Genomic DNA, 21,883 nt, shown 5'->3' with positions numbered 1-21,883 from the left:
TTCAATCACCACCTAACAATTGCAACAGGCCCATTTAGAAAGCAACGTTTTTAACGGAGACCATTATCTTTTTGTTCTTTTGGACTTTCACTTTGGGGCCGTTGAGCTTTTCTCCCTTATTGCCCACTATCTCCTTGACCTTCTTGGGTTGATCGTCGGGATCGAATATCGCCTTAAGGGACAGAAATTTTATCCATCCACCGTTTTTCCATTCCTTCGGAAGGTCGATCATTACGAAGAATTTACCCGGGGTTATCTGGACTTTTACATCGTGGTCCTTTCCCTTGTCGTCGTCCAGCTTAGGGATCGATAGCTTTATTTGCAGGGTGGACCCTGGGGGCAGGTCCGTATCCCCGCGAATGTGCAATTTGTGTCCCTTAAGAGAGATCTCATCGATGTCGAGTTTGCTGAAAAACTGGTCGGCGTAGAGATTTGTAACGGATGTAAGGAAAAAAGAAATGAGCACAAAAGACGATAGAATGAAAAGAAGGCCCTTCCTTTTAGGTAATATTTGTTTAAACATGGTTCACCGCCTCCATAATAATATTTTACCATAATTTTTCACTCTTAATTTGTATCTTATCACTATAAATCGTAAAACCAGAACCGCTCTTTTACTTACTCGGCTCTTTCGCCTTTACCTCGATTTCTATTTGAGATGTATCGGAGATGATCATCTCGGCGCCGTTGTAGGAGGCCGTTACTTTGCCGATCGCCCTTATCTTCCTGCCTACGATGAAATCTTTTGCTCCAAGAAGGTGTTCATTGTTATCGTATATAACCAGTTGACATCTGCTTTCCCTTTCATACAGCAGCCATCGGGAGCCCGATTTTTTGGCCTCCTCGACTCTCATGACAAGCGTTATATAACGGCCTGCAATATATGGCAGTGCCGCGTAGACCTGGTCGGGAGTGTAAACCCTCTTCCGGGCGATCTTCCAAAGCCCGACGTCTCTGTCTTTTGCCCTTTTCGCGGCCTCCGAAATCCTGTCGAGATATTTCCCGTTTGGTGGTATGAAATAGGGGAGAGCCAAACCTTCCTCGACAAGCATCTCGTTTACCATCTTTTCTTCTCCCTTTTCCTCTATCCATGCGTAGGCTAGCAGCCTTCCGTACCTGTCTCTTTTTTCTGCGTCCGGCTCAAACTTTACCTTTCTGCCGGCTACCAGTGAAGCGTTGAAAGCTTTGGCTTCTCTTCCTAGCTCTTCCTCTCCGCGGCTGGGATGATGAAGCTCCGGGGTATCTATGAGCAGGTATCTTACGGTTTCTTTTTCGCCCGATTCCGTCACCGCTACAACAGTATCGCCATCGATGACATTGATTACCAGAGCTTCCTTTTCTCCTAAATTGACCGAAAAGAGGTAAAGACATATTAAAAAAGCGGCAAGAAGCGCCTTTCGAATCAAGCGCTTCTTGCCCTTCGGCGAAACCAAGCTCTTCATGGTCTTGTTATTTCTTGCGCTCGGGGAAGAGCCTGAGCAATCCCTCTCCCTCTCTCAGCCGCTTCAAATTTATATTTGTCGGCAGTAGGAATACCAGTTCGTTCGTCTGGTGCACTGTAGCCTTGAACAAATGCCCCCCCGCAGTCGTCAAATCCGAAGATCCTAACACCGCATGGAGGTGTAAGAATATTTTTCCTTCCTCCGTCTCGTTTACGGAACCCGTGAGCGAAAGAAGCTCCATCGGCTCTTCGAAGGATTTTTTTATGTACTCTTCCCCGCTAAACCAGCCCAACTCTACGTCTCTCATCATTCCTACGGAAGAGACTAAAACGGCTGATTTAATGTCCTCTTTTTTGAATAGGGACAGAAGCGTTTCAAAAAAATCATCGCCGTCTCTCAGGCGGACTATAAGATAATTATCGTTTCTGGCGTAGATAATTTTATCGGACATGTCGATCTCCCCTTTCCCTTCGTCTTCTATTCCTCGATAATTTTGTCACGCTATAATAATGATAACATAAATTACGGAGGCATCGCAAAAAGATCGCTTGTTGTTAGGGCTTTGGAAAATAGTATATCATCGATAGGAGGTGATGGAAGATTTGAAAGTTATGACGAAAGAAGTAGCATCGGACATCTTAGAGGGCATAATAAATGCTAACAGAGATAAATTGATGGACTATGCAAAGCTTCTGGGATTGGCAAACAGCCGTGCCCGTTTGACGGGGCCTGCCGACCCAAAGTGCATATTCGACGAACATATCGTGGACTGTCTCGCGGCCCTACCGCTTATTCCTTTCAATGTCCGAATAGTGGACATCGGGACGGGAGGGGGATTGCCGGGGCTCGTCTGGGCTGTCTGCAGAAGCGACGTATTCGTCGATCTCCTGGACAGCGTCAGGAAAAAATGTCTCGTCCTGGAGGAAATGGTTCGCAGCTTAAACCTAGAAAATGTCAGGGTCCATTGCTCCAGGGCGGAGGAATTCGCATCTTTAAATAACGGTCTCTACGATTTGGCTGCTGCCCGCGCCGTCTCCCATCTGGGCATCCTTCTCGAATATTTTTCCCCCCTCGTCAGAAGGGGCGGCAGCTGCATGGCCTTCAAGGGGCCAAAGGGATTTGAGGAGCTGGAAGAATTCGAGGGAAAAGAGGAGAAATTGGGGTGGTCGGGGCTTGAGATATGGAGCTATGAGGTGGCGGGCAAGAAGCTTTATTTATTTACATGGAAGAAGGTAAAGGACGCACAAATAAGCGTTCCGAGAAGGGTTGGCATCCCCGAGAGAAGGCCATGGTGGAGGTGAGCTTTTTGCGTATTATAGCCGTAGCAAATCAAAAGGGAGGTGTGGGCAAGACTACCTCCTGCGTGAACCTGGCGGCAGCCCTGGGAGACAGAGGAAGAAGGGTGCTCGTAGTGGATCTTGACCCTCAGGGGCACAGTACCAGCGGATTGGGGATCGATAAGGGAAAGTTGTCTCTAAGCGTGTATGACGTGTTGATCAACGACTCGTCTCCCGATGAGGCGATCTCTTCGACGCCGTGGAAGGGGGTTTACCTCTTGCCGGCCAGGCTGGAATTGGCGGGGGCGGAGGTCGAGCTGGTGGGACTTTTGAGCAGAGAGACCAGATTGGCTAGGGCCTTATCGAAGCTTAAGGATTTTGACCTGATCCTGATAGATTGCCCGCCCTCCTTAGGGCTTTTAACCGTGAACGCGCTGGTTGCTGCCGAAACGGTGGTAGTCCCCATACAATGCGAGTATTACGCACTGGAGGGGCTGTCTCAGCTCGTAGGAACCGTCGAACTGGTGCGACGCCACCTCAACGAAAGGTTGCATATCGGGGGTGTCATCCTGACCATGTACGACAGCCGCACAAATCTCTCTAAAGAGGTGGCGGAGGAAGTGCGAAAGCGTTTTCTGGATGCCGTGTTCGAGACGACAATTCCGCGAAACGTTCGGCTTTCGGAAGCGCCAAGTTACGGTCAACCTGTAATTTACTACGACCCCCAGTGCATTGGTACCAAGGCCTATATTGCATTGGCCGAGGAGGTGGAAAAAAGGTGGCTAAATCCAAGAAAGCTTTAGGAAAGGGGTTAGAAGCGCTCATAGGATCCCCCTTCGAGGATAAAATAACGATCCCTTCAAAGGATCGGGGGGTTTTGCCCATAGACGAAATTAAACCCTCTTCTCTTCAGCCGAGACAGAGCATGAGCGACGAGGGCTTGACGTCTCTGGCCGAGTCCATCAAAGAACACGGCATTTTACAGCCCCTGATAGTCAGGCGTGCGGGGGAAGGTTACGAAGTTGTGGCCGGCGAAAGGCGCTGGAAAGCTGCGAAGATCGCGGGACTTAAGGAAGTTCCCGTTGTAATAGTCGATTTGGATGATGCTCAGTCACTCGAGGTGGCGCTCGTAGAAAATCTCCAAAGGGAGGATCTGTCGCCCATCGAAGTGGCCAAGTCCCTTTCGGAGATGATAAAAAGGTTTGAGATGACACATGAGGAGGTGGCCTCCCGCCTGGGATGGAGTCGCCCCCTCGTGTCGAACAAGCTACGTTTACTTGACTTGCCTGTAGAGGTGCAGAAGCTGCTCGAGGAGGGAAAGATATCGGAAGGCCATGCAAGAGCCCTTTCGGGATTGTCCTCCGGAGATGACCAAATAGTCCTTGCCCGAAAGTGCGTGGCCCATTCCTGGTCGGTGAGAAGGCTTGAGGATGAGATAAGCAGGCTTAAGGCCTCGGGCGATGCAAGAAGTAAGAAGACCTCTACTGTTGAACTGCCCCTTGGCAAAAGCCACGGCCTTAAAGTAGTCGTAAAGAAAAGTCAAGACGAAAGCAGGTTGATCATAGGAGGTTTGGACGACAAGAGAGTCAAAAGGCTTGTAAAGTTTCTCGAGGAAAACATTGATTCGCTGTTCGATCGGGGCGTATAATTTAAAATGAATTTTAAATTAAATTTCGAAGATATAGCGATTTTCGCAAAGGTTGTCTCTGCCGCCCTTTTGATCGTAGGGTTCGTTTTGTTGGGTTACTACTTGGGCTTATATTTTGAGGATAGATATGGACTGGGCAGGTCGATACCCCTTTGGGGTGCCCTTTTGGGCGCAGTCCTCGGGTTATTACAGTGTTGGAACATGATAAAGTCCATTGCGGATAAGCTTAAAAACGATAGAAGGGAATAATTAGAAGGGGGGCTAATCGCATGAACATGGGGCTTGAAGGAAAGGTAGCATTGGTCCTGGCCTCCAGTTCCGGCTTGGGAAAGGCCATTGCAACGGAGCTTGCGAGTGAAGGAGCGAATGTAGTAATTTCCTCCACGAACGAAGAGAAGTTGAAGGTTGCAAAGAAGGATATAAAAGAAAGCACTGGAAAAGAGCCTCTGCATTTCGTCTGCGACGTAACCAAATCCGGCGATATAGAAAAGCTTATCAGCTTTGTCGTTCAAAAGTATGGCACCATTCATATCCTGGTGAACAACGCCGGCGGACCTCCTCCGGGAAAGTTCGAAGATTTTCCTGACGATGCCTGGCAAAGGGCTTTCGAGCTGACCCTCCTGAGCTTTGTCAGGACGACTAGACTTGTATTGCCCTACATGAAAAAAATGCGCTGGGGCAGGATACTCAATTCCACCTCATCTTCCGTCAGGGAGGCAATTGATAATTTAATACTTTCAAACACATTCCGCCTCGGCGTTGTGGGTATGACGAAGACCTTGGCCCGCGAAGTGGCACCCTATAACATATTGGTCAACGTTATCGGCCCAGGAAGGTTCAAAACGGATCGCATAGAGCAGCTGGATAAAGCAGCGGCAGAGCGCCAAAACCTCTCGCTTGAGGAAGTTCGCTCTGCCATGTTGAGACAAATTCCCATGGGCAGGTATGGCGATCCCCGGGAATATGGCCGTCTGGCCGTGTTTCTCTGTTCCGAGGCCAACAGCTACATCACGGGGCAGACGATTATCGCTGATGGAGGGATGCTCAAGGCTGTGCCCTAAGGAATCTGTAAAACCATTTACACCGATTTTTGTTCTGGCCAGGTCCAGCCTTGTTCTAAGTGGCATACATCGTCGAGGAGCAAGATGACTGCCTTACCCTTATCGTCTTCCTCCACTATGGATACGCTGCAGTTCGAGAACTTGAAACTCCAGTACTTCGAGAGAGGAAGCTCGAGCCAATGGCAGAGAAGACATTTGATCACGGCGTCATGGGTCATTATAATAGCCTGCTCTTCTCCGCTTTCCCTTATTTTGGTCAAAACCCTTAAAGCCCGTTCCTGAACGTCCCTCAGGCTTTCGCCATCGGGCATGACGACCTTATCGGGCTCTTTGTGCCACATCTCAAAGGATTCTGGATAAAGACGTTTTACCTCTTCCACATGAAGGCGTTCCCATTTGCCGTGATCTATCTCCATCAGGCCTTTTTCTGTTAGTATCTCATATCCGCCCCTTTCGGCCAGGAGTTTTGCCGTTTGCAATGCCCTCTTTAGGGGACTGCACCATATCCTTGCCTTTCCGATCCGGGAAGCGAGGTTAGCCGTAAGCTCGGCTTGAAGCAGGCCCTTTTCGCTTAAAGGCGTGTCCTGCTTCCCCTGAAATACGTCCTTGGCGTTCCAGGTCGTTTCTCCGTGTCTCATGAGGTAGTATCGCAACATCTTCACTCTCCTTTGAGGTTTATCAGATGGGCCCAGATTAAATCTGCATCTTTTTGGATCTTTTCCATTGCCTCTTTTGGAATGCTGCTGTCAAGTTGAAGGGCAGCGATGGCAAGTCCGCTCCCGTTTTTCCTTCCCAGGGCAAAGTTTGCGATGTTTACTCCGTAATCTCCCAGCAATGTGCCTATCTTTCCTATGACCCCAGGCCTGTCGTGGTTGGAAAAAAGCAGCACCCACCCCTCGGGAACGAAATCTATCTCGTAATCGTCTACGCCTACTATTCGCTTTTTGCCCTCCTCCGTCACCGTTCCCGCCATAGAAAAGGTCTTATTTTGGGATTTGACTTCGATGGCAAGTACATTTTTATACGTCCTTGCCTCTCGCCTGCTCTCGAAGACGCTTATACCATGTTCTTTTGCGAGAAGAGGCGCCGACATGGCGTTCACTTCAGGGCCCAGCCTTACCTCGAGAAGCCCCTTAAGAGCCGCTGCCGTGAAGGGCATATATCTGTAGGGTACTTCAAAGGGCAAGCTTATCTCGACCTCTTCAAATAAGGGTCCGGCCATGGCCACGGTGATTTCATCAACGTGTTCCTTGATGACACAAGCCGCTATCATGCCCATCCTTCTGGCAAGCGACAGAAACTCCCTTTCCTGAAGGGTCATCTTGTTTTCCATATAGGGGAGGTTTACGGCATTTTCGTAGGGTTCGCCCGATAGCGCTTTTATGAGGTTTTTCACCACGATCTCGGCGACGGCTCTTTGGGCCTCCCTGGTGTTTGCTCCTATATGGGGTGTTACGACGACCTTCTCTATTAAGGCGGGGTCGAAAAGGGGGCTTTCCTTTGCCGGTTCTACGACGTGGACGTCGAAAGCAGCCCCGGCCAACCTGTCTTCCTTGAGCGCCTTCGCACAGGCTCCTTCGTCTACGATCCCTCCTCTGGCACAATTTATCAGATATGCTCCTCTTTTGATAGATTTCAGAGTTTCTTCGTTGATTATGTTTCTGGTCTCGTGCGTGAGGGGCACGTGAAGGGTTACAAAATCTGCGAGGGATAAAGCTCCCCTTAGATCGTCCAGACGTTTAACTCCGAGGTTTTCGGCCTTTTTCGGATTTATGTATGGATCGTAACAAAATATCTCCATTCCCAACGCCTTTGCCCGCGTTGCGACTGAGGAGCCTATCCTCCCCAGGCCAACTATCAAAAGGGTCTTTCCGTAAAGTTGCGTCCCGAGAAACTTCTCCCTCTTCCACTCTCCCGACAGCAGTGAATTGTTCGCCTGCGGGATTTTTCTTGCGATCGAAAATATCATCCCCATGGTAAGCTCCGTGGCGGCAAGAGTATTACCCGTGGGCGAGTTGAGCACTATAATCCCCCTCTTGCTCGCAGCGCCTAAATCGATATTGTCTACTCCCACTCCGACTCTGGCTACCACTTTTAACTTTTTGCCTGCTTCCAGCAGCTTTTTGTCCACGGCAGTTCCGCTCCTGGTGATCAGGGCGTCGATGTCTTTGACGGCATCGCAAAGCTCCTCCTGCGACATGTTCAACCGAAGGATTGCCTCGATGTTAGGTGCCTCATAGAGTTCCTTCAAGCCCTCTTCGTGAATATGTTCTGTTATTAAGACTTTAAACATGAATTCCCCCCCTTTTAGAAATATAAAAATGGGCCGGAAGGTGTCGCCTCCGGCCCATTTTGTAGCTTATAAAGTAAAAATTACGAGATTCTACGAGCTTTCATGCGGCCAAAAGCAACACTCTTGCCAATCCTGGTTTCGGGACCAGGATCGAGAGTTGCTACCGTTGCCGCATGACATGGAAAATATTATTTTTTTAGGCATCATAATATTGCCTCACCACTTCGTCGAACCTTAAATTTTGTTTTTTATAATACTCGTGAGAAAAGTTGTCAAGCCCCCCTTGGCTTTTTTCTGAACTTTAAATAGACCTCTGCGGCAAGATAACCGATGGCGGCAATGATTATTATCGCTGCGCCCGACGTTAGATCGAGGGCGTAAGCTGCCGCCAGGCCCGAAACGGAAAAGAACATGCTCAAGAGAAAGGACGTGGCCATCATCCCCGCCAAGGACCGGCAAAACTTTTCTGCTATGTAGGGAGGGATGGAAAGAAGGGCTATTACGAGAATCAGTCCAACGATCCTTATTGTAAGCACCACGGAGAAGGACACCAATACTATAACCGTGAAATGAAGGACGTCCACCGGCACTCCTCTCGTTCGGGCGTAGTCTTCATCGTAGGAATAGGCCAGTAAATGCCCGTAAAAGAGTGGTACAAAAGCACAAAGCGCCAGGCTCAGTATTGCCATGTACAATATGTCTTCTTTAGCGACCATGAGTATGCTGCCAAATAGATAGCTCATCAGGTCTGCCCCGTACCCCGGGGTGAGGTCCGAAAATATCACCCCTGTAGCCATACCCACGGCCCATATGATGCTGATCACCGTATCGGCCCTGGAGGCCATCCTCAAAGTCGTCCAAGCCATGAAAATAGAGGAGGCAAGGGCAAAACCGATTGCTCCAAGCTGGGGCGAAAAGCCGAAATACAATGCCATTCCTATGCCCCCGTAGGCCGCATGAGCTACCCCTCCCGCCATGGATACCAGTTTTTTGCTGACTACAATCGTTCCCATGATCCCGCATATGATGCTTGCCAGGATAGCAGCAGCCAGTGCGTTTCTCATGAACTCGTATTGGAGGGCCTCAAGCATCGCGATCACCGTCGTGTTTGGCCAGTACTCTGTGGGGAATGCCGTGGGCTACCAGCTCCACGGGGCAGGATCCGTAGGCCATCTGGAGCATCTCAGAAGTTATCTCCTTTGAACCGTGATAATAGACCGTGCCGTTGACGCAAGCCACGGCTGTGGCATAGCTCGATATCACGGTCATATCATGACTTACGAGTACTATGGTTATCTTTTCGTTCAGCTCCCTCAATCTGTCGTATAGTATCCTCTGCGCTTCGACATCAACGCTTGCCGTGGGTTCGTCTAGCAGCAATATCCTTGGTTGAGAGACCAGTGCCCGGGCGATTAACACGCGCTGTCTCTGTCCCTGCGAAAGCTCTCTCATCCTGGCGTTGGCATATTTGTCCATGCCCATGATTTCAAGTGCTTCCTCGGCGGCCCTTCTGTCCTCTTTCGTGTAAAGGAATTTCAAACCCCGCAACCTTCCCATTAGCACCACGTCGATGACACTGACGGGAAAATCCAGATTTATATTTGTGTTTTGGGGGACGTAACCCAACAGGTGCGAAGCCTCTCTTGGCGTGTATTCGCCAAAAAGGATGATCTTTCCCCTTTGAGGGGAGCAAAGCCCCAGCATCAGCTTTAGAAGCGTGGTCTTTCCCCCTCCGTTTGGACCGATAATGATCAGAAATTCCCTTGTCGGCACTGAAAAGGAAACCTGCCGGAGCACGAAGGAACCGTTGTATGAAAACCAGACGTCTTCGAAATAGATATCCTGTGGGCCTGTCATCTTGAAACCTGCCTAGAGAGCCTCGCAGAGAATTTCGACCATGGACCTTAAGCTTTCGTCCCATTTCTTGGAGAGGGGGTCAATCTCAACGATCTTTGCTCCTATGGCGTCAGCAATGATTTTAGCGCTTCTTTTCGAATGCTGAGGAGAGACGAAGAGCACTTTAATTCCTTCTTTTTTGGCATCTTCGATTAAACGGGACAGTTGAGCACCCTTGGGTTCCTTGCCTTCCTGTTCCACGGGAACTTGAATTAAACCGTAATCTCTCGCAAAATAACTCCATGCAGGGTGAAAGACCAGAAATTTCATCCCCCTTGCTGACTTTGACCTTTCCCATAACTCCTCGTCCAGTTTTGTTATGCTTCTCAGCAGTTCCAGATAATTTTTCCTGTAGATTTCTACTTCTTCTGGGTTTGCGGAAACGAGCTCCCTGTAGATATTTTCCGCTATCTTAAAAGCGTTTAAAGGTGAGGTCCAAATGTGAGGGTCGAAGCCATCCTCCCCTTCATGGCCTTTATGTGCTGCATCTGCTATATATGAAATTCCATAGCCGGTGTTGGTTATTGTCAGATTAGGGTTCGTGGCCTTTATCTTCGTCAAAAGGTTCCTCTCAAAGGGAAAGTTCGTGGAAAAATATAACCTTGCCTTTGAAAGGTCCGCCATTTGTTTCGGTTTTGGCTCATATACGTGAGGATCGTCGCCGGGATTTATGAGCGATTCCACCCTTATCGTCTCCCCCCCTATTTTTTCGACAAAATATGCAATAGGTGGCACCGAAACGAAGGCTATTCTTCCATTATCTGCAAATGTATCTGCAAATGCAGATGTGTTTTTGCCCAAAAACAACGATACGCTTAAAAAAAGCAAAAGTATCTTAATCAGACTTCTGTGTCCTATCGTCCTGCCCATCCTTAGAATGTCCTCCTTTGCTACATTGTGCACATAAGCCCTCTACCGTAAGGAGCAGAAACTGAGGCTCGAAGCCAATTTTTTCGAGATTTCCTATACCCTTCGAGTCCAGCTTCATCGTTTTAAGGCAAAATAATCGCCCGCATTTCCTGCAATAAAAGTGGGGGTGTTCAAAGCCGCAGTTATCGATCATCCCGTAGTATCGACAATTGCCGGTCTCGGCCACGCATTTGAGCAAGCCTGCTCTTTCAAAGGTCTTAATCGTCCGATAAACGGTGGCAAGGTCCACCCTTTCCCTGAATTTATCTTCAGCAAGCATTCGATGCAATTCCCCTGCCGTGAAATGGCAATTGCACTCCTTAATTTTTAGAAAAATTGCAACTCTCTGTTTCGTTGCTGCCAGGCCCTTGCTCCTTAAAATTTCACTTGCTGTATTTTCATTCATGAAAAATATTTTATGTCATTTGCAAATAATTTGCAAAGAACCAATTAATTTCCGATAGTGCTTACGGAAGTTGATTATAATAATGGAGTAAATATGAAGGAGGTTTCGCCGATGTCCGAACACGATCGCCATAGGCCAAGAAAATCCGGGGATAGAACATTCGTTATAAATTGGTACAGCTTCCAAACTTTACTGATGCTACTGAGTTTTCTCTGTATTGTGGCCGGAGGTGCCGTTTTGCGCGCGGCCAGAAGCGTTGTCATGCCTCTGGTCATTGCATGGCTACTTTCTTTTATATTTAAACCGGCGCTGTTGAAACTTGAAAAGAAGAAAATACCTCGAGGTTTGGCCGTCTCACTGATCCTAACGCTATTTTTTGTCATTTGTCTATTGGCCTTCGCATTGCTTTACAGGAGGATACTGCCCTTTGTCAATGCCTTTCCGAATTATTATGGCCGCTTAATGAATATAGTTCAGGAGATAGGCCAAAAAACCGACCTGCCTACGGATCTTTTGATGGAATTCGACCTCGGAAGGCGACTTACCCCGTTGCTTTTTGCCCTTCCCGGTACAGTTATCTCCTTGATCAGCAATTTTTTTCTTATAGTAGTTTTTTTGGTGTTCATATTGTTCGGCACCCCGGCGTCCACGGAGAGGCTAAGGCGCGCCTTTTCTTTAACCATGGCAGAGCGGGTTCAACAGATAATAAATTCAATTTCATATCAGATCGGTCGATACTTGCTCACGGCAGTCGTCATAAGCGCATCGACGGGCGTAGCCGTATGGCTTGCTCTCTCAGTCATAGGTGTCGATTTTTCCGTCAACTGGGGAGTGTTGGCCTTTGTGCTTAACTTTATACCCTACGTCGGGTCATTGATTGCTTCCATTCCTCCCATATTGGTGGCTTTAGTGCAGTTTTACCCCGACATAAAACCTGCGATAACTACGGCCATTGTCCTCTTGGTCATACAGATGAGCATAGGGAATTTTCTTGCACCCAAAGTAGTGGGGGACGCCCTCAACATCAATCCCATCGTCGTACTCCTGTCGCTCCTTTTTTGGGGCTGGCTCTGGGGAGGAGTCGGTGCGGTTTTAGCCGTTCCTATAGCAGTAGTTATTAAAATCACCTGCGAAAACGTGCCCATATTACGCCCAGTTGCAATTCTAATGGAATCAAGGCGCACAAAAAAATAAGGCAGCCTCGAGGGCTGCCCGCTGTAATTTACCGTCTTTTAAGTTTTTCTATCATTTTGGGTATTATCTCGTAAATATCGCCGATGATCCCCATATCGGCGTATCTGAAAATGGGGGCCGACGGGTCGCTGTTTATGGCCACTATCATTTCGGAGTCCCTCATTCCGGCTAGATGCTGCGGACTTCCCGAGATGCCACAGGCGATATAAAGTTTTGGCTTTACCGTATTGCCGCTAAAACCTACTTGATGTTCCTTCCCTATCCATCCTTCGTCCACGAGAGGCCTGCTCGATCCTACGACTCCTCCCAAAAGCTTCGCGAGCTCCTCTAACATTTTGAAGTCCTCCGCCCTTTTGAGTCCCCTTCCGCCCGATACTATGACTTCAGCGTCGGGAAGGTTGATGCCCTCGATAACTCTTTCGTCAATTACCTCCCAGGAGGGGTCATTAGGCAGCGGCGTCATCTTCACGATAATGCCCTCTCTTTTTTCGTCCCTTTTGGCGCGCTGCATGACCTTGTATCGAACCGTTGACATGCTGGGAGAGGTTTTGGTCTTTATGTGGGCCAATATATTTCCCGTGAAGGCCGGCCTTATCTGGATAAAGGCCCCGTCTTCGTCTATGGAAAGATTCGTGCAATCTGCCGTCAGGCCGGTTCCCAAGGAGGCGGCAACCCGCGGAGCAAGGGACCTTCCTATATGGGTCGACCCAAAGAGGATGGCGTAGGGATTTATCTCCTTTGCCAAAGCTACGATATTCGTCTTATATAAAATCGGGTCGTAACTATACAAAGATGAGTCTTCGAAGAGATAGACCTTTTTTGCACCATAATAAATTAATTCCTGCGCTTCGCCTTGTACGTCCCTTCCCATAAGCACCGATGAGACCATGAGGGGAAGGCGATTGCTCAATTCAATGGCCTTGCCCAGAAGCTCAATTGTGACGGGGTGAACTCTGCCTCTGCGTTGCTCGGCAAAGACCAGTATTTCTCTTTTAATATTAGCGGTCATATCAAATCCCTCGATTCCAACATGATCATGATCTCCTTCAATCCGCTTTCGGGGTCTTTGTATATTTTGCAATCCCTCTGCCCTTCCTCGGGCACCTCTATCTTGTATACCCATGTAGGTGATCCGTTAAAACCCAGGCGACCTTCGTCGGCTTCGATCCCCTCGGCATCCATCTTCTTTACCTGGGTCTTTCGGGCATTGAGCTTTTCCCTAAACCCAGGAAGGCGTGGGGTGTTTATATCCTTGGTGACGGAGACGAGCAATGGAGGGCTGGCTTCCACCTCATATATAATGTCCTCAAGCTCCACTCTTGCCTTGAATTTCCCATCTTCGTAATCCAACTTAGACGTATAGGGAAGGTATGATATGCCAAGCCACTCCGATACCTCGCCTCCCACCTGTCCCGTGTCGCCATCCACGGTCTTTTCTCCGCAGATCACTATGTCGAAGTCGCCTGTGGACTTAATCGCCTGAGACAGGGCATAAGAGGTCGCCAAGGTGTCAGAGCCTGCAAACTTCTTGTCCGTGAGCAAAATGGCCTCGTCGACGCCCCTGGCTATGGTGTCTTTGAGGGTTTGCTCTACATCACTCGGGCCCATGGATATGGCCGTTATCCTCCCTCCGTGACGCTCTTTAAGCCTTACGGCCTCCTCTATGGCGTTGAGGTCGAAGGGGTTGATCTCCTGTGGTGCCGAACTTCTGTCCACCACTCCCCTGGCTGCGTCGAACTTCACCCTTTCTATGTCGGGCACGACCTTTGTCAGCACAATTATATTCATGGTTTGCTACCTCCAATTTTTCGCGATAACCTGTAAATTGTCACATATTATAGCACAATGTCATGTTTTCATAACTCATTAGTTAAGTCTTTGAAATACTCCTTTGGATCGCTGGGCCCGATATTCCACGATCATGTTATAATCCAGGCGGAGCCATATATCATGTGGACCTCAAAAATGTTTCACGTGAAACATTTTTGAGGTGAAACGGAAAGGATGGAGGGAATTGCGATGGATGTTCTCCATGCACCATGGCGAATGAAATATATAGACAAATCGAACAAGGAAAAGATAGATTGCATATTTTGCGAGTTCATAAAAGAAAGGGAAGACGAAAAAAGGCTAATATTATACAGAGGCAAAAAAGCCTTCATAATGTTTAACGCCTTCCCTTATAACCCGGGGCACCTAATGGTGGCGCCCTATCACCATACGGGCAATTACGACGAATTAAATCAGGAGGAGATATTGGAGATAAACCTCCTCGTCCAAAAGTGCTTAAAAGCTCTTAAAAAAACTATGGATCCCCATGGATTCAACATCGGAATAAACATGGGAAAAGTCGCAGGAGCCGGTTTCGAGGACCACGTTCACGTGCACATAGTCCCCAGGTGGGAGGGTGACACTAATTTCATGCCCGTTGTCGGAGAGACAAAGGTGATACCGGAAGCCCTGGATGTCACCTACAGGAAGCTAAAGGAGGCGTGGGAGGAATAGTTGAAGGAAGATCAAGTTTACCTGGAACCCAAAAAAGGAGCCGCGGTAGAGCTTGTTATAAAGAGGTCTCGCTTCATCGGTCATCTTGAAATAGCGCGCTCGACCGAAGATGCAAGGAGATTCATAAGGACCATATCGAAGGAGCACGCAAATGCCACCCACAATTGCTGGGCCTACAGGGTAGGTGTAGATCTTCTTCGTGAGCACTATTCCGATGCAGGGGAACCTTCGGGAACGGCCGGCAAGCCTATATTGGGGGAGATCGCCCGGGCTGGCCTCACCAATACGGCGATAGTAGTGACTAGGTACTTCGGCGGGGTCAAGCTGGGTGTGAGGGGGCTCATAGAAGCTTACAGCCTATCTGCAAAAGAAGCGATTAAAGCAGCGGGAACGGTCAAAAGAATTAAAAGCAGAAAAATAAAAATAGAGGTGCCCTACGACAAACAAGGCCTAATTTACTCCAGGTTTAGATCCATGGGGGTGGAGGAGTCGATGTGGGAAGCCCGTTATGGGGAGAGGGTGCTTCTTTTCGGTCACATTCCCCTTTCTCTCGTGAAGGAGGCCGAGGAAATGCTAATCAGTTATGCGGGGCAGGGTTGGGTAGTTAGATGGGAATGGGATATCGACCGATAATTTCTGGAGGTGAAAGCCCCTATGTCCAATTCTGAAATTAAATATATAATCCTGGCGGGATTGTTCGTCTGTCTGACGGCAGCGGGAGCATGGATTAGAATTCCCTTTCCTCTCGTTCCTCTGACTCTACAGGTATTTTTCGTTCTCCTTTCCGGGATGTGTTTGGGGCCGAAGTGGGGTGCCATGTCTCAGGTCGTATATATAGGCATGGGTTTGATGGGGTTGCCCGTCTTTGCCGGCACGAGCGGGCCTCATATCTTCTTTTCTCCTACCTTCGGCTATTTGATAGGCTTCATAGTCGCTTCCTACTTGGCCGGAAGCGTTTCTAAGGGGAGTGCAAAACTTCCTCGTTATCTTTTAGGGTCATTTCTTGGCGTGGGCGCGATATATTTTTGTGGGGTTACGGGTCTTTACCTGAATTTAAACTACGTGGTGGGGAAGGATATATCATTGCTGGGCGCCCTTAAAATCGGAGTGCTGCCTTTTTTGGCGGCCGACACGCTAAAGGCAGCTGCGGCTACCATACTTGCCTACAGGATCGTTCCGCAGCTCAAGACAATTGAGCCTCGAGTTGGGTTGGAGACAAAACGTTGATCTATGGCTTTTGTTGGATCAGAGGTTCGATGAACTGAATCTCCGAATCCCAGGGAAACAGAATCCAGGTGTCCTGGCTGACTTCCGTCACGTAAGTATCAACGTAAGGCCTTCCATCCGGCTTGGCATAGACGGTGGCAAAGTGGGCATGGGGAAGCATTTGCCTCACGATCCTCGCTGTTTTTCCCGTGTCCACTAAATCGTCGATTATGAGCGCGTTCTCGCCATTCAGCCCCTCTATACTTTTTATGATCTTCAATTCTCCCTGTTCCTTTAATGTGTAGCTTGAGACGCATACGGTATCCACATAGTGAATATCCAACTCCCTGGCAATTATCGCAGCAGGAACCAAGCCGCCCCGCACGACGGCAATTATCTTATCCCACCTCTGTCCTGTATCTATCAAGCGCCAAGCCAAGGCCCTACTATCCTTGTGCAGTTGGTCCCACGATACTGGGTAGGTCCTTCTGTAACGATCTTTGCCGGTCATTTTGCATCTCCTCTTCTTTGTTATTGATATTATTGCGATTTGAAGTGTCCTGGTCCTTTTAGTGAGGTTATATTTTAGCATTAATTTTCCATTTGAAAAAGTGATATCCTTTGCGATGTCATGTTTGTATATATTATTAAGTCAGCGTATTAGGAGATATTATATGCCGATTGCGTGGCTAGTTTGATAGAGAGCGTCATTGATGAAGTTATGCTATAGTTTTGTTAAAGTTTTTCCTTAATTGAAGAGCGTTGGAAAAGAAGGTAAAATTTTATGTGAAGGTTTTTAAATTTTAATTGGGAGGTTGATGTGAAATGAGGAAGATGGCTCTTATTGTCGCTCTCTTAACGCTCTGTATTTTTAGTACCGCTGCCATGTCCTTCGAAGCCGTCCCTGCAGATAAGCTCAAGGCTGCCTGGCTTTACAACGGTCCCATAGGCGATGGCGGATGGACCTACATGCACGATCTTGGAAGGCTCGATGTGGAAAAGGCCTTTCCCGCTGTGACTACCATGTATGTTGAATCCGTTCCGGAGGGACCCGATTCGGTCAGGGCAATGGAGAACTTCATAAGAAACGGAGCAAAGGTGATCTTCGCCACCTCCTTTGGATACATGGATTATGTGCAGGAAGCGGCGAAACGCCACCCTGACGTCATTTTCATGCACTGTTCGGGCTTTAAGATGGCTGATAACGTGGGCATATATTTCGGCAGAATGTACCAGGCAAGATATTTGTCCGGTTTGGTTGCCGGCAGCATGACTAAGAAAAACGTGATCGGTTTCGTTGCAGCTCATCCCATCCCCGAGGTGATCAGGGGATTAAATGCCTTTACCTTGGGCGCCCGCAGAGCCAACCCCGACGTTAAGGTGAAGGTGGTGTGGCTATTTTCCTGGATCGACCCCGGAAAGGAGAAGGAAGCAGCCAAGGCTCTGGTCGATGCTGGAGCTGACGTGCTTGCAATGCACGCCAACACCGGGTCCGTACCTCAGGCTGCGGAAGAGGCCGGGGTTTACGTCGTAGGTTACAACAACGATATGTCCCAATATGCTCCCACAAAGCACCTTACGGCGCCCGTCTGGAATTGGGGAGTGGTTTATAAATACACCATCGAAAAGGTGATCAACGGCACCTGGGAGCCGGAAGACATATGGTGGGGTTTGGATAAAGGCATGGTGGCGTTGGCTCCCTACGCCAAAGATGTTCCCGACGCCGTTAAAGACCTGGTGGAAGGAGAAAGACAACGCATTGCGTCCGGCGAGTGGGATGTGTTCGAAGGGCCCATTAAAGACAACAAGGGGAATTTGATCGTTAAAGAAGGCCAAAAACTTACCGATCAGGACCTCTTGTCGATGAATTGGCTGGTCGAGGGCGTAGAAGGAGAATTGCCCAAATAAACTGCAAAGAGCACGCAAGCAAATGCTTGCGTGCTCTTTTTTTACCGATTGGGCGGAGGTTAAGTATGGCTGAAAAAGTTCTTGTAAATATGCGTGGAATAACAAAAACCTTTTACGACATAAAGGCAAACGATGATGTGGATTTTGACTTGAAGGCAGGCGAGGTCCACGCCCTGCTTGGGGAAAATGGTGCCGGAAAAAGCACGCTCATGAGCATATTGTGCGGTTTGTACCAACCTGACGAGGGCACGATCGAGCTGGAGGGTCGTGAGGTGGTGTTTCGTTCGCCCAAAGATGCAATAGCCCAGGGCATAGGCATAGTGCATCAACACTTCATGCTGGTGCCAAGCCTCACCGTTTGGGAAAACATGGCCCTTGGCAGCGCCGAGAGGGATTTTATAGTAAAAGAAAACGCTACATGTGCCAGGATAAGGGAGCTGTCGGCCAGATACGGCCTTGACGTGGATCCTTTGTCTCCGGTATGGCAACTTTCCATAGGCGAACAACAGCGGGTTGCTATCCTGCGGATGCTTTTTCATAAAGCCAAAATACTGATATTGGATGAGCCCACCTCTGTGCTGACTCCGCAAGAGACCGAAAAATTGTTCGAGACAGTTAAGCATATGAAAGAAGAGGGTTTTGGCATAGTTTTCATATCCCATAAGCTGAAGGAAGTGTTTGAGATCTCCGACAGAATAACTGTCTTGAGGCGCGGCAGAGTTGTTGGTACTTTGCCCGCCCGCGAAGTTACGGCCGAAAAGCTGGCGGAGATGATGGTAGGAAGCGGTGGGGTAGGGGAGATAAAAGTCGGCGTAAGCCGTAAGCCCCCGGGCAAGCCTATTCTCATCGCAGAAGAGATTAGGGTCAGAAACGACAAAGGTCTTGTCGCGGTCGATGGCGTTTCGTTGACCTTAAGAGAAAACCAGATACTTGGCATCGCAGGCGTCAGCGGAAACGGACAGGGCGAATTGGCCGAGGCCCTGGCAGGCATGAGACACATAGAAAGAGGAAGCCTGTATTTTACAGTGGAAGATGTAACTTCTACGTCGGCGAGGCGCATGGTAGATCTAGGAGTTAAATATATACCCTCCGACAGGAAGGGCGTTGGACTGGTCCCTAATATGAACGTCGCAGAAAACGTGGCACTGAGAAAGTATTGGCGTCCTCCCTACAAGAGAGGTTTTTTCATCGATTGGGATGAAGTATACCAGGACTCAGGATACCTCATCGAAAGTTACGACATCCTCACTCCTGGCATTGACGTTGCAGTCAGGATGCTCTCGGGAGGGAATCAGCAAAAGCTCATATTGGCCAGGGAGTTATCGGACAACATGAAGGTCGTGATTGCGATGCACCCCACCTGGGGGCTCGACGTAAAGGCCACTGCATTCGTTAGAGAAAAGTTGCTTGCAGCTAAGGAGGAGGGTGGAGCAGTTTTGCTTATATCCGAAGATCTGGACGAACTTCTCATGCTGAGCGACCTGTTGGCGGTTATGTATAGGGGCAGACTGATGGGAACTATCGAGGCCCCCGATAGAAGCCACATAGAAAAAATAGGGCTTATGATGGCAGGAATAGCCTCGGATGGACAGGGGGGCAAAAAAGAGCATGATTAAAATTGAAAAGAGATTTTACATATCCAAAGGACAGGAGCTTTATATAATACTTGCCTCCATTATTTTAGCCCTTCTAAGCGGAGCCCTGATGCTTGGACTTATGGGCGTAAATCCCTGGGAAGCCTACGGAATGATGCTCAAAGGCTCTTTAAGCGACTTTTACGGAATCAGCGAAACACTTGCGAAGACGATACCTCTTGTCATGTGTTCCCTGGCCGTTGGCCTCGCCTTTACCATGGTGGTATGGAATATAGGTGCCGAAGGGCAATTCGTCATGGGTGCATTGGCTTGCACGGCCTTCGTGAGGTACTTTTACACCGACAGCGCCATAGTCATGTTAGCCTCCATGGCCGTTGCCTCGTCCCTGGCCGGAGGGTTCTGGGGGGCTTTCGCGGGATTCTTAAAGGCGCGCTGGAACGTAAACGAAATTATCACGACTTTGATGATGAACTATATTGCCATCCTTTTGTTGCAGTACTTCGTCTACGGCTCCTGGCGCGATCCGACGAGTTTGGGCTTTCCCATGACCCCTGTTTTTCCGGAGAGCGCACGCCTTCCTCAGTTTTTTGCCTCCAGAGTCCACGCCGGCCTGTTTTTTGCCCTTATTGTCGCCCTGATCCTCTGGATTGTCGTTAGAAAGGGCGTATGGGGGTATGAGATAAGGGTTAGCGGCCAGAACCCCAGGGCAGCGGATTACGCGGGCATCAAGTCAGCCAGAAATGTAATTTTAGTCATGTTTCTGTCCGGAGCCATAGCTGGACTGGCCGGTATGGCCGAGATGGCTGGCTTGCACCGCAGATTACAACCCGGTTTTGCCGTAGGGTATGGCTACACGGCGATAATTATCGCATGGCTTGCTAGGCTTCATCCCTTCACGATTATTTTCGTCTCCTTCTTTTTCGGAGCGCTCTTCGTTGGCGGAGAGAATCTCCAAATAGCCATGCGTCTCCCGCTTTCGACGGTTCAGATACTACAGGGTTTGATACTCTTTTTCCTTCTCGGCGGGGAGTTTTTCAGAAGCTACCGAATTAGCCTGACCTTCAAAAAGAGGTGATCTGCGGTGGAATTGATCGTTCCAATCCTTGCTGCTGCCGTAAGAAGTGGTACGCCAATTCTGTATGCCACTTTAGGAGAGATAATAACCGAGAAGTCCGGCGTTTTGAACCTGGGGCTCGAGGGCATCATGCTGATCGGCGCATACACCGGCTTCATAGTTACCTTTAATACGGGATCGCCCCTTTGGGGTTTGGTGGCGGCCTTTTTAGTCGGAGTGGCCGTAAACGTGATTCATGCATTTTTGTGCATCAGCTTAAGGGCAAATCAGGTCATATGCGGGCTTGCCATGACCATGTTCGGAACGGGGATGAGCTCGCTTTTGGGTAGAAGCTACGTGGGTCAGACCATTTCGGGACTCAGGGCCATGCCCCTACCGGGGCTGTCTTCTTTGCCCGTTGTGGGGCCTGTTTTTTTCAATCAGGACCCCATGGTTTACATGTCCTATTTTCTCGTCTTCCTCGTTTGGTTTTTGATCTTTAAGACAAAATTTGGACTGAAGATGAGGGCCGTGGGCGACAGCCCTCTTTCCGCAGAGGCGGCAGGAATATCAGTGTCCGCAGTTAGATATCTTTCGACGCTTCTGGGCGGAGGATTTGTCTCCCTTGGAGGCGCCTACCTTTCCGTTGTCTATAGCCACATGTGGGTGGAGCTCATGACGGCGGGAAGGGGTTGGATAGCGGTCGCGCTCGTAATTTTCGCTATATGGCACCCCTTCAGGGCTGCCCTTGGGTCTTACCTCTTCGGTGGAGTAGAGGCGCTTCAAATGAGAATTCAAGCAGGAGGTACGTCCATTCCGGCCCCCCTCCTGATGATGCTTCCCTACATATTGACCATAACGGTATTGGTTATGATATCTGTCTTAAAGGGCAGAGGAAGGTTCCTGGGTTCTCCAAGCGCCTTGGGGCTTCCCTTCTACAGAGAAGAAAGAGAATAAGAGATAAATATCCCCTCACAGAAGGGTCGACAGGCCTTTCTGTGAGGGGTGCATAAGACAAGTTGCGGTTCTCTCCCGCAAAGGTCTTCGCTTGTGGACATGCGCCCTATAAAAAAAATAGCAGTATTTTCCCTATAAAGGTCAATATAAGTCAACCATTTATTACCCTTAAGGAATGTCTTTCTTCGGGAAACTCTTCAGGGATTCTTCAATATCCTCTGCTACATCCTCATATAGCAGGTGTAAGGTCGAAAGTATTGTCATTTTAGTGCATCAGCTGCGACTTTAATTGATCATCCCCAGGCATTTGGCTGAATGCTCCTTAGGGTGTTTTATACGACCCCCAGTTTGCCCGTCCTTCATAAACTATAGATGGGGCAATTTATTTTGTCATGCCCCGGGCGATTGGGTGAGGTTGCACAGTAGCATGTGAAAAAAGTTTATGCTAATTTTGGGCGTCAGTTTTGCAACATAAAGCGTAAGAAATAACTGATCAATATTGATCTATTGGGACGATGGTAAAATGAACTTG

25 protein-coding genes are annotated in these 21,883 nt (G+C 48.8%); 13 read left to right on the top strand and 12 right to left on the bottom strand.

Annotated features, from left to right (window positions below; genetic code table 11):
* Positions 1–34 precede the first annotated feature (34 nt).
* The 3 genes from BLU12_RS05850 to BLU12_RS05840 form a co-directional block, all read right to left on the bottom strand.
* Positions 35–523 carry a hypothetical protein gene (locus BLU12_RS05850; RefSeq protein WP_091461304.1) on the bottom strand — a complete coding sequence of 163 codons (489 nt, stop codon included), beginning with the start codon at positions 521–523 and terminating at the stop codon, positions 35–37.
* 91 nt (positions 524–614) lie between these two features.
* Complete coding sequence (locus BLU12_RS05845) at positions 615–1,442, bottom strand: thermonuclease family protein (RefSeq protein ID WP_091461302.1); 828 nt, start codon at positions 1,440–1,442, stop codon at positions 615–617.
* Positions 1,443–1,449: 7 nt separating this feature from the next.
* Positions 1,450–1,893: a PPC domain-containing DNA-binding protein gene (locus tag BLU12_RS05840; RefSeq protein WP_091461301.1), complete on the bottom strand. Its 444-nt coding sequence runs from the start codon at positions 1,891–1,893 to the stop codon at positions 1,450–1,452.
* Positions 1,894–2,035: 142 nt separating this feature from the next.
* On the opposite strand from BLU12_RS05840, the gene rsmG reads away from it, so the two are divergent.
* From rsmG to BLU12_RS05815, 5 genes are read left to right on the top strand one after another with little or no spacing between them, the layout of a single operon-like run.
* Positions 2,036–2,743, top strand: a complete 708-nt coding sequence (gene rsmG / locus BLU12_RS05835) for a 16S rRNA (guanine(527)-N(7))-methyltransferase RsmG (RefSeq protein WP_091461299.1) — start codon at positions 2,036–2,038, stop codon at positions 2,741–2,743.
* The gene (locus BLU12_RS05830; protein ID WP_091461298.1) at positions 2,731–3,522 is read left to right on the top strand and encodes a ParA family protein; all 792 of its coding nucleotides are present in this window, start codon (positions 2,731–2,733) and stop codon (positions 3,520–3,522) included. The genes rsmG and BLU12_RS05830 overlap by 13 nt, the downstream gene beginning before the upstream one ends.
* The gene (locus tag BLU12_RS05825; protein ID WP_234945497.1) at positions 3,498–4,367 is read left to right on the top strand and encodes a ParB/RepB/Spo0J family partition protein; all 870 of its coding nucleotides are present in this window, start codon (positions 3,498–3,500) and stop codon (positions 4,365–4,367) included. Before BLU12_RS05830 ends, BLU12_RS05825 begins: the two co-directional genes overlap by 25 nt.
* 6 nt (positions 4,368–4,373) lie before the next feature.
* The gene (locus BLU12_RS05820) at positions 4,374–4,616 is read left to right on the top strand and encodes a hypothetical protein (RefSeq protein WP_009202086.1); all 243 of its coding nucleotides are present in this window, start codon (positions 4,374–4,376) and stop codon (positions 4,614–4,616) included.
* A 20-nt stretch (positions 4,617–4,636) separates the two neighbouring features.
* Positions 4,637–5,428: an SDR family oxidoreductase gene (locus BLU12_RS05815; protein WP_091461296.1), complete on the top strand. Its 792-nt coding sequence runs from the start codon at positions 4,637–4,639 to the stop codon at positions 5,426–5,428.
* A gap of 17 nt (positions 5,429–5,445) precedes the next feature.
* Here BLU12_RS05815 and BLU12_RS05810 read toward each other — a convergent pair whose 3' ends face one another.
* The 6 genes from BLU12_RS05810 to BLU12_RS05785 all read right to left on the bottom strand — a co-directional run bounded on the left by BLU12_RS05810 (position 5,446) and on the right by BLU12_RS05785 (position 10,932).
* Positions 5,446–6,084: a histidine phosphatase family protein gene (locus BLU12_RS05810; RefSeq protein WP_234945496.1), complete on the bottom strand. Its 639-nt coding sequence runs from the start codon at positions 6,082–6,084 to the stop codon at positions 5,446–5,448.
* A gap of 2 nt (positions 6,085–6,086) precedes the next feature.
* On the bottom strand, positions 6,087–7,721 hold the full coding sequence (serA, locus tag BLU12_RS05805; RefSeq protein ID WP_091461293.1) for a phosphoglycerate dehydrogenase: 1,635 nt from the start codon (positions 7,719–7,721) through the stop codon (positions 6,087–6,089).
* Positions 7,722–7,993: 272 nt separating this feature from the next.
* Positions 7,994–8,812, bottom strand: coding sequence for a metal ABC transporter permease (locus tag BLU12_RS05800; protein WP_091461292.1), 819 nt, complete (start codon positions 8,810–8,812; stop codon positions 7,994–7,996).
* Entirely contained in the window at positions 8,805–9,578 is a 774-nt protein-coding gene (locus BLU12_RS05795) for a metal ABC transporter ATP-binding protein (RefSeq protein ID WP_091461290.1), read from the bottom strand. The genes BLU12_RS05800 and BLU12_RS05795 overlap by 8 nt, the downstream gene beginning before the upstream one ends.
* A gap of 12 nt (positions 9,579–9,590) precedes the next feature.
* A complete protein-coding gene (locus BLU12_RS05790) occupies positions 9,591–10,487 on the bottom strand; it encodes a metal ABC transporter solute-binding protein, Zn/Mn family (RefSeq protein ID WP_091461288.1) in 897 nt (298 codons plus the stop codon).
* Positions 10,453–10,932 (bottom strand): Fur family transcriptional regulator, encoded by a 480-nt coding sequence (locus BLU12_RS05785; RefSeq protein ID WP_091461286.1) that lies wholly within the window; start codon positions 10,930–10,932, stop codon positions 10,453–10,455. The genes BLU12_RS05790 and BLU12_RS05785 overlap by 35 nt, the downstream gene beginning before the upstream one ends.
* A 111-nt stretch (positions 10,933–11,043) precedes the next feature.
* On the opposite strand from BLU12_RS05785, the gene BLU12_RS05780 reads away from it, so the two are divergent.
* Positions 11,044–12,126, top strand: coding sequence for an AI-2E family transporter (locus BLU12_RS05780; RefSeq protein WP_091461285.1), 1,083 nt, complete (start codon positions 11,044–11,046; stop codon positions 12,124–12,126).
* A gap of 28 nt (positions 12,127–12,154) precedes the next feature.
* On the opposite strand, the gene BLU12_RS05775 is transcribed toward BLU12_RS05780, so the two are convergent.
* A complete protein-coding gene (locus BLU12_RS05775) occupies positions 12,155–13,135 on the bottom strand; it encodes an electron transfer flavoprotein subunit alpha/FixB family protein (protein ID WP_091461283.1) in 981 nt (326 codons plus the stop codon).
* Complete coding sequence (locus tag BLU12_RS05770) at positions 13,132–13,914, bottom strand: electron transfer flavoprotein subunit beta/FixA family protein (protein ID WP_091461281.1); 783 nt, start codon at positions 13,912–13,914, stop codon at positions 13,132–13,134. Before BLU12_RS05770 ends, BLU12_RS05775 begins: the two co-directional genes overlap by 4 nt.
* A gap of 231 nt (positions 13,915–14,145) precedes the next feature.
* Between BLU12_RS05770 and BLU12_RS05765 the strand changes: the two genes are divergently transcribed.
* From BLU12_RS05765 to BLU12_RS05755, 3 genes are read left to right on the top strand one after another with little or no spacing between them, the layout of a single operon-like run.
* A complete protein-coding gene (locus BLU12_RS05765; RefSeq protein WP_200778723.1) occupies positions 14,146–14,631 on the top strand; it encodes an HIT family protein in 486 nt (161 codons plus the stop codon).
* Positions 14,632–15,264, top strand: a complete 633-nt coding sequence (locus BLU12_RS05760; RefSeq protein ID WP_091461278.1) for an IMPACT family protein — start codon at positions 14,632–14,634, stop codon at positions 15,262–15,264.
* Between the two features lie 21 nt (positions 15,265–15,285).
* The gene (locus tag BLU12_RS05755; protein ID WP_091461276.1) at positions 15,286–15,858 is read left to right on the top strand and encodes a biotin transporter BioY; all 573 of its coding nucleotides are present in this window, start codon (positions 15,286–15,288) and stop codon (positions 15,856–15,858) included.
* A gap of 1 nt (position 15,859) precedes the next feature.
* Here the strand turns inward: BLU12_RS05755 and gpt are convergent, their stop codons facing one another.
* Positions 15,860–16,348, bottom strand: a complete 489-nt coding sequence (gene gpt / locus BLU12_RS05750; RefSeq protein ID WP_091461275.1) for a xanthine phosphoribosyltransferase — start codon at positions 16,346–16,348, stop codon at positions 15,860–15,862.
* Between the two features lie 314 nt (positions 16,349–16,662).
* Here gpt and BLU12_RS05745 point away from each other — a divergent pair, with 314 nt between their 5' ends.
* The 4 genes from BLU12_RS05745 (at position 16,663) to BLU12_RS05730 (ending at position 21,351) form a co-directional block, all read left to right on the top strand.
* The gene (locus BLU12_RS05745; protein ID WP_091461273.1) at positions 16,663–17,745 is read left to right on the top strand and encodes a BMP family ABC transporter substrate-binding protein; all 1,083 of its coding nucleotides are present in this window, start codon (positions 16,663–16,665) and stop codon (positions 17,743–17,745) included.
* Positions 17,746–17,810: 65 nt separating this feature from the next.
* Positions 17,811–19,361 carry an ABC transporter ATP-binding protein gene (locus tag BLU12_RS05740; protein ID WP_091461272.1) on the top strand — a complete coding sequence of 517 codons (1,551 nt, stop codon included), beginning with the start codon at positions 17,811–17,813 and terminating at the stop codon, positions 19,359–19,361.
* On the top strand, positions 19,354–20,415 hold the full coding sequence (locus BLU12_RS05735) for an ABC transporter permease (RefSeq protein ID WP_111089559.1): 1,062 nt from the start codon (positions 19,354–19,356) through the stop codon (positions 20,413–20,415). The genes BLU12_RS05740 and BLU12_RS05735 overlap by 8 nt, the downstream gene beginning before the upstream one ends.
* A 6-nt stretch (positions 20,416–20,421) precedes the next feature.
* Positions 20,422–21,351 (top strand): ABC transporter permease, encoded by a 930-nt coding sequence (locus BLU12_RS05730; RefSeq protein ID WP_009202104.1) that lies wholly within the window; start codon positions 20,422–20,424, stop codon positions 21,349–21,351.
* Positions 21,352–21,883: the final 532 nt, after the last annotated feature.

It is taken from the genome of Acetomicrobium thermoterrenum DSM 13490, from assembly GCF_900107215.1.
In the GTDB taxonomy this organism is placed as follows: domain Bacteria; phylum Synergistota; class Synergistia; order Synergistales; family Acetomicrobiaceae; genus Acetomicrobium; species Acetomicrobium thermoterrenum.
The sequence above is the reverse complement of the archived record's forward strand: the minus strand, read 5'-3'. Positions and strand labels throughout refer to the sequence as shown.